This is a genomic window from uncultured Parolsenella sp. (assembly GCF_934660935.1).
In the GTDB taxonomy this organism is placed as follows: Bacteria; Actinomycetota; Coriobacteriia; order Coriobacteriales; family Atopobiaceae; genus Parolsenella.
The window spans coordinates 31,048-44,934 of the sequence record NZ_CAKUIH010000010.1 but is presented as its reverse complement, the minus strand read 5'-3'; the positions used below and the strand labels follow the sequence as shown (position 1 = coordinate 44,934).

Annotated in this window: 10 protein-coding genes; 8 read left to right on the top strand and 2 right to left on the bottom strand. The window is 63.5% G+C overall.

The annotated features are described in order from the left end of the window. The first annotated feature begins 5 nt into the window (after window positions 1–5). The 3 genes from Q0H23_RS06225 to Q0H23_RS06215 all read left to right on the top strand — a co-directional run bounded on the left by Q0H23_RS06225 (window position 6) and on the right by Q0H23_RS06215 (window position 3,787). A complete protein-coding gene (locus tag Q0H23_RS06225; protein ID WP_366509947.1) occupies window positions 6–794 on the top strand; it encodes an amino acid ABC transporter ATP-binding protein in 789 nt (262 codons plus the stop codon). A gap of 13 nt (window positions 795–807) precedes the next feature. Further along, on the top strand, window positions 808–2,490 hold the full coding sequence (locus Q0H23_RS06220; RefSeq protein WP_293836710.1) for an ammonium transporter family protein: 1,683 nt from the start codon (window positions 808–810) through the stop codon (window positions 2,488–2,490). A 91-nt stretch (window positions 2,491–2,581) separates the two neighbouring features. Beyond that, window positions 2,582–3,787 (top strand): aminotransferase class I/II-fold pyridoxal phosphate-dependent enzyme, encoded by a 1,206-nt coding sequence (locus tag Q0H23_RS06215; RefSeq protein ID WP_293836708.1) that lies wholly within the window; start codon window positions 2,582–2,584, stop codon window positions 3,785–3,787. Window positions 3,788–4,124: 337 nt separating this feature from the next. Here the strand turns inward: Q0H23_RS06215 and ppdK are convergent, their stop codons facing one another. Continuing rightward, on the bottom strand, window positions 4,125–6,914 hold the full coding sequence (ppdK, locus tag Q0H23_RS06210; RefSeq protein ID WP_366509946.1) for a pyruvate, phosphate dikinase: 2,790 nt from the start codon (window positions 6,912–6,914) through the stop codon (window positions 4,125–4,127). 562 nt (window positions 6,915–7,476) lie between these two features. Here ppdK and Q0H23_RS06205 point away from each other — a divergent pair. The 5 genes from Q0H23_RS06205 (at window position 7,477) to rsmI (ending at window position 13,563) form a co-directional block, all read left to right on the top strand. Then, window positions 7,477–7,959 (top strand): MarR family transcriptional regulator, encoded by a 483-nt coding sequence (locus Q0H23_RS06205; RefSeq protein ID WP_293814015.1) that lies wholly within the window; start codon window positions 7,477–7,479, stop codon window positions 7,957–7,959. Next, window positions 7,952–9,682 (top strand): ABC transporter ATP-binding protein, encoded by a 1,731-nt coding sequence (locus Q0H23_RS06200; protein WP_293836704.1) that lies wholly within the window; start codon window positions 7,952–7,954, stop codon window positions 9,680–9,682. Before Q0H23_RS06205 ends, Q0H23_RS06200 begins: the two co-directional genes overlap by 8 nt. Next, window positions 9,682–11,532, top strand: a complete 1,851-nt coding sequence (locus Q0H23_RS06195; protein WP_293836702.1) for an ABC transporter ATP-binding protein — start codon at window positions 9,682–9,684, stop codon at window positions 11,530–11,532. Before Q0H23_RS06200 ends, Q0H23_RS06195 begins: the two co-directional genes overlap by 1 nt. A 52-nt stretch (window positions 11,533–11,584) precedes the next feature. Then, window positions 11,585–12,646, top strand: a complete 1,062-nt coding sequence (locus tag Q0H23_RS06190; RefSeq protein ID WP_293836700.1) for a cellulase family glycosylhydrolase — start codon at window positions 11,585–11,587, stop codon at window positions 12,644–12,646. 83 nt (window positions 12,647–12,729) lie between these two features. Then, complete coding sequence (gene rsmI, locus Q0H23_RS06185; RefSeq protein WP_293836758.1) at window positions 12,730–13,563, top strand: 16S rRNA (cytidine(1402)-2'-O)-methyltransferase; 834 nt, start codon at window positions 12,730–12,732, stop codon at window positions 13,561–13,563. A gap of 71 nt (window positions 13,564–13,634) precedes the next feature. On the opposite strand, the gene Q0H23_RS06180 is transcribed toward rsmI, so the two are convergent. Next, window positions 13,635–13,802 carry a hypothetical protein gene (locus tag Q0H23_RS06180; protein WP_293836698.1) on the bottom strand — a complete coding sequence of 56 codons (168 nt, stop codon included), beginning with the start codon at window positions 13,800–13,802 and terminating at the stop codon, window positions 13,635–13,637. Window positions 13,803–13,887 lie beyond the last annotated feature (85 nt).

Genomic DNA, 13,887 nt, shown 5'->3' with positions numbered 1-13,887 from the left:
ACTACATGCTTGAGCTCAAGGGCATCCAGAAGTCGTTCGGCTCGAACCACGTGCTCAAGGGCGTGGACATGAACGTAAAGAAGGGCGAGGTCGTCGTTATCCTCGGCCCGTCCGGCTCGGGCAAGACCACGTTCCTGCGCACCATCAACTTCCTCGATCCCGCCGACGAGGGCACGATCGAAATCAACGGGTTCAAGGTCGATGCCAAGAAGCACTCGAAGAAGGACGTTATCGAGCTTCGCCGCAAGACCGCGATGGTCTTCCAGAACTACAACCTGTTCAAGAACAAGACCATCCTCGAAAACGTCATGGAGGGCCTGGTCACCGTCAAGAAGTACCAGAAGGCGGATGCAGAGAAGGCCGCTCGCGAGATCCTGGCCAAGGTGGGCCTGGCCGAGAGGTGCGATTACTATCCCATTCAGCTCTCGGGTGGCCAGCAGCAGCGTGCCGGCATCGCCCGAGCGCTGATCCTCGACCCTGACGTCATCCTCTTCGACGAGCCCACGAGCGCGCTCGACCCCGAGCTTGTCGGCGAGGTCCTCGCCACGATCAAGAGCGTCGCCATGACGGGCATCACCATGGTCATCGTCACGCATGAGATCGCGTTCGCTCGCGAGGTCGCCACGCGCGTCGTCTTCATGGAAGGTGGCGTCGTGGTCGAGGAGGGCAAGCCCTCCGAGATCCTCGTCAATCCCAAGGAGCCGCGCACGCAGAAGTTCCTCGAGCGCGTGACCCACCCGATGGACATCGTCGATGGCAAGGTCGCGGGCGAAGCTGCCCCGACGTTCGCATAGGGGAGGGATGGCAATGTCTTCCATCACTGCAGCGACCGTCTGGACGGTCGCCGGAACCTCCCTTGTGGCGCTCATGCTGCTGGGCTATGCGCTCTTTGACGTGGGCTCCGTTCAGCACAAGAACACGTCGGGTACCATCGTTCGCCATGCCGTCGTGACGTTTGCGAGCGTCCTGGGATTCCTCTTCATCGGATTCGGCCTGTTCTTTGGCGGGCGAGGCGGCTTCTTCGGCGTGCTCGACTTCTTCACCCTCGGCAACTATGGTCCCGAGCTTCCCGAGGGCGTGCCCCTCACGCTCTTCGTCGCGGCGCAGGCCGTCGTCTGCGCCGTCTGCGCGAACATCGTCTGCGGCACGCTTGCGGAGCGCTCCAACATCGCCGCCAACATCGCGACTGCCCTGGTCGTGAGCCTGCTCGTGTATCCCTTCGTGAACCGTTGGACCTGGGGTCAGGGCTGGCTTGCCCAGATGGGCTTCCACGACTTTGCGGGCTCCGCGTCCCTGAACGTGGTTGCCGGCATCGTCGCGCTCGTCGCCGCGGCCCTCATGGGGCCGAGGTCTGGCAAGTACGTTGACGGCGAGGTCCGAGCGCTTCCGGGGCAGAGCCTGACTCGCTGCCTCGAGGGATCCCTCCTCATCTTCGTGGGCTGGTTCGGCCTTATGGGCGTCTCCTGCCTCGCCTTTGGCGTGAGCGGCGTGGATGCCTTTGGTCGGGCCGTTCTCGGCATGCTCGCCGCCTCGAGCGTCTCTGCCCTGACGGCGATGGTGGCGACCAGGGCGCGCTATGGGGGAGTCGACGTTCCGATGACGCTCAATGGCCTCGTTGGCGGCCTTGTGGCCGTTTCCTCCGGGGCAGACGTGATGAGCCCGCTCTTCTGCGCGCTCGCCGGCGTCGCCGCCGGGCTTGTGGTCGTGTTTGGCACGGAGCGCGTGGAGCGCTGCTCCAAGGTGGATGATCCGGTTGGCTCGATCGTCACCCATGGTGTCTGCGGCGTCCTCGGTCTCGTTCTTGCCGGCGTCTTTGGTAAGTCCGGCCTCATCTTCGGCGGATTCGGGACGTTCGTGGCAGAGCTCGTGGGCCTCGTTGCGATCGCGGCCTGGGCCGCCGTCTTCTCTTGGATCGTGTTCTCGATCGTCAAGAGAAACGCTGACCTGCGCGTGCTCGATTCCGAGGAGACGGCTGGCCTCGGTCTTTCCGGCCCGAGCCTCAACAACGCCTTCATGGAGTACCTGCCTGAGCTCAGCCCCGCGGCACTCCAGGGCGCTTCCGCCCGCACGCCGGACCTTCCCATCGACGTCGCCGTGCCCCTCGCCCTCATGGGCGGAGCCGATTCCTGCACGCTTAAGAAGGTCGAGGTCATCTGCCGTCCTACGCGCCTTGACGGGCTTCGCGAGGAGCTCAACCGTATTGGCGTGACCGGCATGACGGTGAGCGACGTCAGGGGTTGCGGCGAGCAGAAAGGTGCACGCGAGACGTATCGTGGCATCCCGGTGAGCGTCGAGTTCGTGCCGAAGGTCCAGGTGGACATCGTCGTCTCGAAGGTTCCCGTCGAGGACGTCGTCTTCGCCGCGCGTCGCGCCCTCTACACGGGTCACATCGGAGACGGAAAGGTGTTCGTGTATGGCGTCGCCGAGGCCGTGAAGGTCCGTACCGGCGAGCATGGCTTTGACGCTGTCCAGAGTATCGACGTACTCTAGCCTTTGCCGGGGCATCGGGAGCATCATCGTCCCTCGCTAGACAACAGGCGTTTGCGTTCTTGTGCAAGCATTCAACGGAAGGGTTCTTCTCATGAAGTATGACTTCACCAGCCACATGGAGCGTCACGGCATGGACGCGATCGCCGTCGACGGTCTTGGCACCGGGTTCGCCCCGGATGCTCCGGCCGAGGGCTTCGACGGCATCCCCATGTGGATCGCTGACATGAACTTCCCCACGGTGCCGACCGTCACCGAGGCGATTATCGAGCGCGCCAAGCACCCTGCGTTTGGTTACTTCGCCCCGACCGATGACTACTTCAACTCCATCATCAGGTGGCACGAGACGCGCAACGGCGTCGAGGGCCTCACCAAGGAGTGCATCGGTTATGAGAACGGCGTCCTCGGCGGTGTCGTCTCCACGCTGGCCTCCTTCATGGAGCCTGGTGACAAGGTCCTTCTCCACAGCCCGACCTACATCGGTTTCACGATGAGCCTCAAGAACAACGGCTTCGATATCGTGAACTCGCCCCTCAAGATCGACGAGGACGGCGTCTGGCGCATGGACTTCGAGGACATGGAGAAGAAGCTCGCCGAAAACAACATCCACGCCGTCGTCTTCTGCTCCCCCCACAACCCCTGTGGCCGCGTCTGGGAGCGCTGGGAGATCGAGCGCGCGATGGAGCTCTTCAAGAAGTATGACTGCGTCGTCGTCTCCGACGAGATCTGGAGCGATATCATCCTGCCGGGCCACAAGCACGTGCCCACGCAGAGCGTCTCCGATGACGCCCGCCAGCGTACCGTGGCCATCTATGCGCCCAGCAAGACGTTCAACCTTGCCGGCTTGGTGGGTTCCTACCACATCATCTACAACAAGTATCTGCGCGATCGTGTCACGGCTCGAAGCTCCAAGTGCCACTACAACGACATGAACGTGCTGTCCATGCACGCGCTCGTGGGCGCCTACAAGCCCGAGGGATACGAGTGGGTTGACGAGCTCACTCAGGTTCTCGGTGCCAACGTCGACTGGGCTTGCGATTACATCGACAAGCACTTCGATGGCGTCATCGTGCAGAAGCCCGAGGGCACCTACATGCTGTTCGTGGACTGCACCGAGTGGTGCGAGAAGCACGGGCGTGACATCGACTGGGTCGAGAAGGAGTGCTGGCGCGTCGGCGTCGACATCCAGGACGGTCGCATGTTCCATGGCCCTTGCCACCTGCGCATGAACCTCGCCCTGCCGCTCGATCGCGTTCAGGAGGCGTTCGAGCGCATGGATAAGTACGTGTTCAACGCGTAACTCGTCTTAAGAAGTCGGAACGAGGCCTCGGGCTGACTTCATCGAGCGAGACGTGATTATCTCGCGCGCCACCTGTGGACGAGGTGGCGCGACATCGTAGGCATGCCATGCCCCCGGCATGCCAAAAGGGAACCACCCCGACACGGCGAGTCGCTTCGTGTCGGGGTGGTTCTTGTGTGCGGCAAGCGCAGGCGTAGGGAGACGTTTAGCCTGCGTGGCGCGCTCGCCGCCCATCCGGGGAGACCCGAACTCCCCGGATGTACCCAGGGACGGGTTGGGCCCCTGGGTTTGGAGAGGGCGCCAGGCCGACGAATTAGCCTGGCGTCCCGGATGTTGGCTAGACCTGCTCGGCGAACGGCTGGCGCTCGCGGACGGGGGCATAGGCCGGCGTCACGGGAACGTACGGACGAACCTTGCTGGCGAGCGTCGCCTGCGCGGCTGCGAGGCGCGCGACCGGGACACGGTAGGGCGAGCAGCTCACGTAATCGATGCCCAGGTCATAGAAGGTGCGGATGGAATCAGGGTCACCGCCATGCTCACCGCAGACGCCGAGGGAGATACCAGGCCTCTCGGAGCGGCCGAGTTCGCAACCCATGCCGACGAGCTTCGCGACGCCCTCGTCGATGGTCTCGAACGGGTTTCTCGGGATGACGTTGGACTCGAGGTAGGTCGGGAGGACCTTGCCCTCGACATCGTCACGGGAGAAGCCGAGCGCGGTCTGCGTGAGGTCGTTCGTGCCAAAGCTGAAGAAGTCCGCGTGGCGGGCGATGCGGTCTGCCATGACGGCGGCGCGCGGGAGCTCGATCATCGTGCCGACGGGAATCTCGCCCAGGCGGACGCCGGTCTCGACCTCGACGTCGATGATGGCGCGCTCGACGATGGCGCGCATCTCACGAATCTCGGCGTTGAGGCAGACGAGGGGCACCATGATGTGCGGACGCGGGTTCTTGCCCTCGCGCTTCAGGCGCACCGTGGCGCGGGCGATGGCACGCGTCTGGAGGGCCGGGAGCTGCGGGAAGGCGAAGCCCAGGCGGCAGCCGCGGAGGCCGAGCATGGGGTTGGCCTCGGCGAGGGAGTCGACGCGGGCGAGGAGCGCGCGCAGGCGGGAAATCTCCTCGGCGGGAGCGCCCTCGCACTCCATGCGGGTGAGGCGGATGGCGAGGTCACGCGGGCTGTCGAGGAACTCGTGCAGGGGAGGATCGAGCAGACGGATGGTCACGGACTTGCCGTCCATGACGGAGAGGATCTCGTAGAAGTCACCCTCCTGGGCGTGGGCGAGCTCGTCGGCGGCCTCCTGGCGCTCCTCCTCGGTATCGGAGAGGATGAAGCGCTGGATGATGCTCTTGCGGTCACCGAGGAACATGTGCTCGGTGCGGGTCAGGCCGATGCCCTCGGCACCAAGCTCGAGGGAGAGGCGGGCGTCTGCCGGGTTGTCGGCGTTGGCGCGAACGCCCATGCGGCGGACTCTGTCGGCCCAATCGAGGACGGTCGCGAGGTCGCCCGTAGTGCTGGGGCGCTCGAGCTCGACGGCACCGAGCATGACCTCGCCCGTGGAGCCATCGATGGAGATGATGTCACCCTCGTGAAGGACGACGTCAGTGTTGGCGACGGCGACCTCCTTGCGCTCCGCGTCGATGCGCAGGGCGTCGGCACCGCAGACACAGGGCTTGCCCATGCCGCGGGCGATGACGGCCGCGTGGCTGGTCTTGCCGCCGTGGCTGGTGAGGATACCCTTGGCGGCGGTCATGCCCGCGAGGTCGTCGGGCGTGGTCTCCCAACGGACGAGCACGCAATCGTTACCGGCCTCGCTCTCGGCCACGGCATCGGCCGCGGAGAAGACGACCTTGCCCACGGCGGCACCGGGGCTCGCGTTGAGGCCGCGGGCGAAGACGTTCCTGGTGGCGTTCTTGGCAATCTGCGGGTGCATGAGCTGGTCGAGCTGGGCGGGGTTGATGCGCTGGAGCGCCTCCTCGCGGGTGATAACGCCTTCGCTGACGAGGTCCACGGCGATTTTGAGGGCGGCGGTGGCGGTGCGCTTGCCCACGCGGGTCTGCAGCATGTAGAGCTTGCCCTGCTCGATGGTGAACTCGATGTCCATCATGTCGCGGTAGTGCTGCTCGAGGATGCCGAAGATGCTTTCAAGCTGCTCGCCGGCGGCCTCGAGGCCGGGGGTGTGGCGCAGTGTCTCGATGGGCTCGGTGTTGCGGATGCCGGCCACGACGTCCTCGCCTTGAGCGTTCACGAGGTAGTCGCCGTAGAACTCGCGCTCGCCGGTGGCAGGGTTGCGGGTGAAGGCGACGCCGGAGGCGCTGGTCTCACCCTTGTTGCCGAAGGCCATGACCTGAACGTTGACGGCGGTACCGAGGTCATTGGGGATGTTGTTCTGCCTGCGGTAGAGGCGCGCGCGGTCGGACTCCCAGGAGCCGAAGACGGCGGCTACGGCAAGGCGGAGCTGGATGGTGGGATCCTGCGGGAACTGGGCGGAACCATCCTCGCCGGCGAGCTCGGGGTGCTCCTCGAGGTTTACGTTCTCGGCGAAGATTTGCTTGAATTCGCCGGCGAGGGCGCGGAGATTCTCAGCGGAGAGCTCAGTGTCGGTGGTGACGCCGGCGGCCTCGCGGGCGGCGGAGATCGCGTGCTCGAAGAGGTCGGAGTCGATGCCCATGACTACGTTCGAGAACATCTGGATGAAGCGGCGGTAGCTGTCCCAGGCGAAGCGATCGTTGTTGGTCTGGTGGGCGAGGCCGAGAACGGACTCGTCATTGAGGCCGAGGTCAAGCACCGTGTCCATCATGCCGGGCATCGAGAAGGGGGCACCGGAACGGACGGAGACGAGCAGCGGGTCCTTGGCGTCGCCAAGGCGCTTGCCGCAACGACGCTCGAGGTCCTCGCGGGCCGCGGTGATGCCGTCGAGCACGCCCTCGGGCCAGGTGTTGCCGCCGTTGGCGTATTCCATGCAGGTCTGGCAGGTAATCGTGAAGCCAGGAGGAACCGGAAGGCCGATACGAGCCATCTCGGCGAGGTTAGCACCCTTGCCGCCGAGGGTGAAGTTGTCGTGCGCGGTTCCCTCGGTGACGTCAGCGCCGTTCTCGTCAAGGCCAAACCTGTAGATGCGCTTCTCCATGATCCTCCCCTGTATTGAGGTTGGGCGGCACCTATTGCCGCCGTCGTCTCGACGCCCATCTGAGGCGTCGACTAGGGAGAGGGTATCGCGTCCAAGCGTGAGCAAATGACCACGAATACGCATACATATAGTCTTCGCAAATGACTATCGATAAGTGGACAACTAAAATCGAGTAGCGGTCTTGCGCTTTGTTACCCAACCACTCACGGAGAGATACCTGCCGCTCGCGACAAATCAAGAGACTGATGGTGTATCTGGCTTAATTCGCGCGCGGCTCCTGTGCCTGGCGTGCGGCGGGCGCGGTATGTGGTTGCGGTGGGCACGGTATGTGCTTGCGGCAGGTGCTGCGCGGGTGCGGATGGGCTTGCGGCGGGCACGCAGTGGGCACGGGCGTCTCGCTCTTGCTGCACCTGGCGTGCTAAGGACGTGCGAATTGACGCGCATAATGGCTTGGCCGCTTCAATTGTTTCGTGCTAGATAGCTTCGTTGACAAATCAAGCATCGACGCTATTCTCTTGATTCGTCAATTATTGATAAATCAAGCATTATCAAGAGGCGGAGTTTCATGGGGAAAGAAAAATATGCGGTTGGCGAGGGTTACTCCCTGGTTGACGCGCACATGGCTCTTTTGAGAGCGTTTCAGGCACAAAAGGCGCTGTTGAGGCCGTATGGGTCATCGCTTGGCCTTGCCTGCGGCCAACCTCGAGTCATCTCGTATCTGGCGGTTCACGAGCACGCTACCCAGCGAGAGATGGCGTCGTTCTTTGGCATGGATCCAGCCGCTGTCTCGCGCATGCTCGATGCGCTCGAGAAGGGCGGCTTTGTTACCGTCGAGGCGAATCCGGGAGACCGGCGCACGAAGCGTCTCAGGCTCACCGATGCCGGTCGGGCGTTGGTGATGCCGTGGGAGGAGCGCTGCGCCGAAATCGACGAGGCCATGCTTGACGGGTTTACTAACGAGGAACGCGAGTCTTTCATTGGTTACCTCGAACGCGCGAGGAAGAACATGGTGGCGCGTCGCGCCGAGGAGGCGGGCGTCCGTGAGTGACCTCAAAATCATCTTTCGCTATCTCGGTCCGTATAAGCGCGACTTCATTCTTGCTGCCATCTGCATGGTCTTCGAGGGCACGCTCGAGCTCCTGATTCCCTACCTTACGGCGGGCCTTATCGACCAGGGCATCGTCGCGGGGGATATGAGCCACGTGTGGGTCACGGGTGGCCAGATGCTCGCTTGCGGCATTATCGCCATGGGCTTTGGCATGGCGTTCGCCCGCTGCAGCGCCCGTGCGGCAATGGGTCTCGGCGCCAATCTCCGCGATGCCCAGTTCGAGGCGGTGCAGCGCTATTCGTTCGAGAACCTCGACCACTTCGACACTTCGTCCCTTGTGACGCGCATGACGACGGACGTCACCGTCATCCAGAACGCCTTCATGAACGGTTTCAGGCCCATGATGCGCGGACCCGTCATGTTTACGGCGGGCCTCATCCTCGCCAGCATGCTTTCGGTGCGTCTCGCCTGCGTCTTCTTCGTCATGCTTCCGCTCCTTGCCGTCGCCCTCGTCCTTATCGTCCGTCGGGTGGCGCCGCTTTACGGCGTTCTCCAAGATGTTATGGACCAGCTGAACGACGTCGTTCAGGAGAGCGTCACGGCCATCCGCGCGGTTAAGGCGTTCGTGCGCGACGAGTGGGTCGGAAGCCGCTTTGGGGCGGTCAACGGGGATCTCGCCGAGACTTCGACGAGGACCTTCGGTACCGCCGTTTTCAACCTTCCGCTCTTCCAGGCAACCATGTATACGAGTGACATCCTCATCCTGGCCTTGGGCGGCACGATGATCATGGCGGGCGAGCTGAAGGTCGGCGAGCTCACGGGGTTCATGAGCTACGTTCTCCAGATCACGAACTCCCTCATGATGATCTCGAACGTCTTCCTGCTCATGACGCGTGCGCTTACGAGCGCTCGCCGCGTGGGTGAGGTCCTGCGCGAACAGCCTACGATTGCGAGCCCGGAGCATGCGATCGCGGAGGTTCCGAATGGCTCCATCGAGCTGCGCCATGCGAGCTTCAAGTACAACGCCGACGCCTCCGCGGACGTCCTCCATGACATCACGCTCTCGTTCCCTGCGGGTTCGACGATCGGCGTCCTTGGTGGCACGGGGTCGGGCAAGAGCTCTCTCGTCCAGTTGCTTCCGCGCCTGTATGACGTGACGGACGGCGCCGTTCTTATCGGCGGCCATGACGTGCGCGAGTATGACGTCGCCGCGTTGCGAGAGAGCGTGGGCATCGCGCTTCAGCGTCCTGTGCTCTTCTCCGGTACGGTGCGCGAGAACCTTCTTTGGGGCCGTCCGGACGCTACGGACGAGGAACTGCTGGAGGCATGCCATGTCGCTGCCGTTGACGAGTTCCTTGACCGAATCGGCGGTCTTGATGCGGACCTCGGCCAGGGAGGCGATAACGTCAGCGGCGGCCAACGTCAGCGTCTCTGCATTGCCAGGGCGCTCGTGAGGCGCCCGCGCGTCTTGATTCTCGATGACTCGACGAGTGCGGTCGATATGGCGACTGACGCCCGCATCAGGGAGGGGCTGCGTGGGCTGACCGATGTCACGAAGGTCATCATCGCCCAGCGCATCGCGTCCGTGAACGATGCGGACCAAGTCGTGATCCTTGATGACGGTCGCGTCCACGCCGTGGGCACACCAGCGGAATTGCTAGCGACTGACCCAATCTACCAGGAGCTTTATCACACGCAGGTTGCTGAGGGGAATGAGGAGTAATGGCCGTCTATTCAACGAAGGGTGGCTCCTCAAAGCCAAAGAACCTCGGCAGCACGGTGCGCAGGCTGCTCGAGTATATGGGCGCGGCTCGCATGAAGCTCCTGCTTGTCGGAGTCCTCGCAAGCACGTGTGCCCTCTGCCAGCTCGCGGGCACCTACATGATCAAGCCCGTGGTGAACTGCCTGACTACCCAGGATGTCGCCGGCTTCAAGGCTGGCGTCGTGCTGGCGGCGGTCATTTACGTGGTCGGTGCGCTCTCCGCGCTCGGTTATACGCAGACGATGGTGAGGGCGGCCCAACGCGTCGTCTTCGATATCCGCCGCGACCTGTTCGCACATCTGCAGACGCTCACGCTTAGCTATTTCGACCGCACTCGCACGGGCGACGTCATGAGCTTCTTCACGAATGACGTCGACACGGTTTCCGAGGCGCTCAACAACAGCTTCGCGAATGTGATTCAGGCGGCGATCCAGGCATTTGGCACCCTGGTGCTGCTGTTCGTTCTCGATTGGCGCCTCACGCTCGTTACCGTCGCGTTTGACGTCATGCTCGTCGTGTACGTGCGCCTCGCCGGTAAGCGCAGCTCGGCATATTTCAAGTCCATGCAGGGTACGCTTGGACGTCTCGACGGCTATGTCCAGGAGATGTGCGCCGGTCAGAAGGTCGTCCAGGCGTATACGCACGAGGAGGCCTCTCTCGAGGGCTTCCGCGAGCATAATGAGCAGCTCCGCGAGCAGGGTACGGCTGCTCAGACCTACGCCGCGACCATGGTACCCATCACGGTTGCCATGACCTACACCAACTACGCTGTGGTGGCGGTCATGGGGTCCTTCCTCGCCGCGAGGGGCCTCACGGATATGGGCAGCCTCGCGAGCTACCTCGTATTTGTTCGTCAGGCGGCTATGCCTTTCAACCAGGTGACTCAACTCGGCAACTTCCTCCTCGGCGCCCTGGCCGGTGCGGAGCGCCTCTTCTCCGCCATGGACATCGAGCCCGAGGTGGATGAGGGCAAGGTCATCCTCGAGCGCCTCGAGGCGAAGGAGGATGCTCCGGAGCGCGCTGCCGCCGGGGCGAGCGGCTGGGCCTGGCGTCAGGAGGACGGCACCCAGGTGCCTCTTGCGGGAGACGTTCGCTTCCATGACGTTACCTTTGGGTATGAGCCGGGCCACACCGTCCTCAAGGACCTCTCGCTCTTCGCGAAGCCTGGCCAGAAGATTGCCTTCGTTGGGTCCACGGGCGCCGGAAAGACCACGATCACGAACCTTATCAACCGCTTCTATGACGTTCAGGCTGGTTCCATCACATATGACGGCATAGACGTTCGCGACATCGAGAAGGCGAGCCTTCGCTCGAGCCTCGGCATCGTGCTCCAGGACACGCACCTCTTCTGCGGAACCGTTGCCGACAACATCAGGTTCGGCAAGCTTGACGCCACGGACGAGGAGGTCAGGGCCGCGGCTCGCACGGCGAACGCGGACGGCTTCATCAATCGCCTGCCCAAGGGTTACGACACGCTTGTGACCGCAGACGGCGCCAACCTCTCAGCCGGCCAGCGCCAGCTTCTGGCGATTGCCCGTGCAGCTGTGGCGAACCCACCCGTCCTCATTCTCGATGAGGCGACAAGCTCGGTCGATACGCGCACCGAGGCCCTCATCGAGCGCGGCATGGATGCCCTCATGGCGGGGCGCACCGTCTTCGTGATCGCCCACAGGCTTTCCACCGTCCGCAACGCCAACGCAATTATGGTGCTGGAACAGGGAAGGATTGTTGAACGTGGCACGCATGATGAGCTCCTCGCGCAACACGGCGAGTACTGGCAGCTGTACCATGGGATGAGAGAGCTTAGTTAGGCGGGCGTAGCCTGTCACGCGCTGTCGCGCGGTCGAGGAGAGGCGGGCAAAGTTGCTCAAGGCACGCAAGAGGGATGTCGAGAACCATCGTCTTCGCGGAGTCAACCTGTCGGGCTGGCTTGTCCTCGAGCCTTGGGTGACGCCGTCCCTCTTCGCTGGTACGGGTGCATTTTGCGAGGCCGAGCTTGCCAGTGTGATGGAGGACTCGCGCTACGCCGAGCTCCTCGAGCGTCATCGCTCGACATTCATCGACGAGGGAGACTTCGCCCGAATTGCCTCGCGCGGCTATGACGCGGTCAGGCTTCAGGTTCCTTGGTACGTCTTCGGCGAGGCCGGGCCCATGCCCGGCCCCTCCGAGGGCTGCCTGGACTATGTTGATCGAGCATTTGACTGGGCTGAAGCGGCTGGCATCGAGGTCCTCCTTGATGTCGCCGTCGTGCCTGGCACGGATTCCGCCTCGCCCGCGAGCTTCTTCGGCGATGTCGCCTCCTTCCGTCGCGCGGTTATTGATGTCGCCGCGGCGCTCGCGGTGCGTTATGCGGAGCGTGAGAACTTCCTTGGCATCGAGCCGATCGGGGCGATTAAGGGTCGCTCGCGGCGCGGACTGTCCGTCGTTGAGGGCGTGCCGCCGCATCTTCTTCGCAACTTCTATCGCGATGCCTACGAGGCGGTCCGCGAAGCTGCCGGAACGCGTCCGGTTTTCGTCGTGAATGACGCTGGCCTGCCGGATGCGTGGCGAGCCTTTATGTCGCCTGCGCGCTATGAGAACGTGTGGCTGGATAGCCATGTGTTCCATTACTCTGATTCCATGAACGCCGCTGGTCCCACGGGCGTGCGGCGTCTCGTGAAGGATACGGAGCAGTATCTCGCTCGCGCAAAGAAGAGTGGCCTGCCTGTTATGGTGGGTGAGTGGTCGAGCGCGCTGCCGCTGGCGGACGCTGGCATGACGCCGGAGGGTCGCATCGCGCTCGAGCGCGTATTTACGGCAGGGCAGATGAGCGCCTTCTCTGGCTGCGCCGGTTGGTTCTTCCAGACTTGGAAGACCGAGGGTAGGCTGTCAAGCTGGGACGCCCGCGTGGCGCTTTCGAGCTTCGAACACGGAATGCTTGAGTAATGGGGGATTGCGTGAACGATAACGAGACGCCGTTCGCGAGGGACGCTGTCGAGGAGCAGGCGCGTCTGGCGCGGCCCGGCGGCATGCTGTCGCTCGTCGGCACGCCGATCGGCAATCTGTCTGACGCCTCGCCCCGAGTGATTGAGACGCTCCGCTCAGCTGATGTTCTTCTGTGTGAGGATACGCGCGTGACCTCGAAGCTCCTTGCTCGGTTCGAGATTCGCGTGCCGCTTGAGCGGTGCGACGAGAACGTCATTGTCAATCGAGTGGAGGGCGTGCTTGCGCGCGTTGCCTCCGGTTCGCGCGTTGCCTTCGTAAGTGATGCCGGCATGCCCGGCGTGTCCGATCCTGGTCAGCGACTGGTCGACGCCGCTCTCGATGAGGGGCTTCCCGTTGAGGTGATTCCAGGACCCAGTGCCGTGACCTGCGCCCTTGTGGCTAGTGGTCTGGGCATGGACCATTTCTTCTTCGAGGGATTCCTGCCGAGAAAGGCGGGGGAGCGCGCGAGGCGTCTGGCTGAGCTCGCGCCGATTCCCGGTGCGCTCGTGTTCTACGAGAGCCCCCATCGTGTTGTGGCGACGCTCGACTCCATTGCCGAGGCCTTCCCGACGCGTCGTGTGGCGCTCGTGCGCGAGCTCACGAAGCTTCATGAGGAATGCGTTCGCGATTTTTCCGGAGAACTCGCGCGACGCATTCGCGAGCGTGGTGAGGTGCGAGGGGAGTGCGTCATCGTGGTGGAGGGCCCGAGTGCGGAGGAACTTTCTGCCTTGCGCGTAGCCTCCGCTTCTGGTCCCGCCACTCTGGAGGAGGCCATTGCCGAGGGGCTCGAGGCCGGAGAGCCCAAGAGCGCCCTTGCCAAGCGCCTTGCCAAGCAGTTTGGCATCCCAAAATCCGAGGTCTACGACAAGCTCGTCTAACCCTACATGGGTGAAAAGGAAACCTGCAAAAGGGACAGTCCCTTTTGCAGGTTTCTTGATGTTGGTCTGGGCTAGCCGCGCTTCGAACCTTGCCGCCGGATACCGCCCTTGTGGCCGCAGGCTTTGTTCGGACCTATGCCCGCGCCGCGCGCTGGCCCGCCGAAGGCCTGGCGCCCGATCTGCTGTTTCGGCGGCAGAGGCATGTCGTAGTGGCGCTTGGCGCCGCTGGGCTTCGTCATCGTTGGCCTCCTTCGCATTCCGACCCGCTTACGGTAGCGTCTTTCCATCGTGATTCCAAGCGCGCCTGGCACCGTCGTCGTGGCC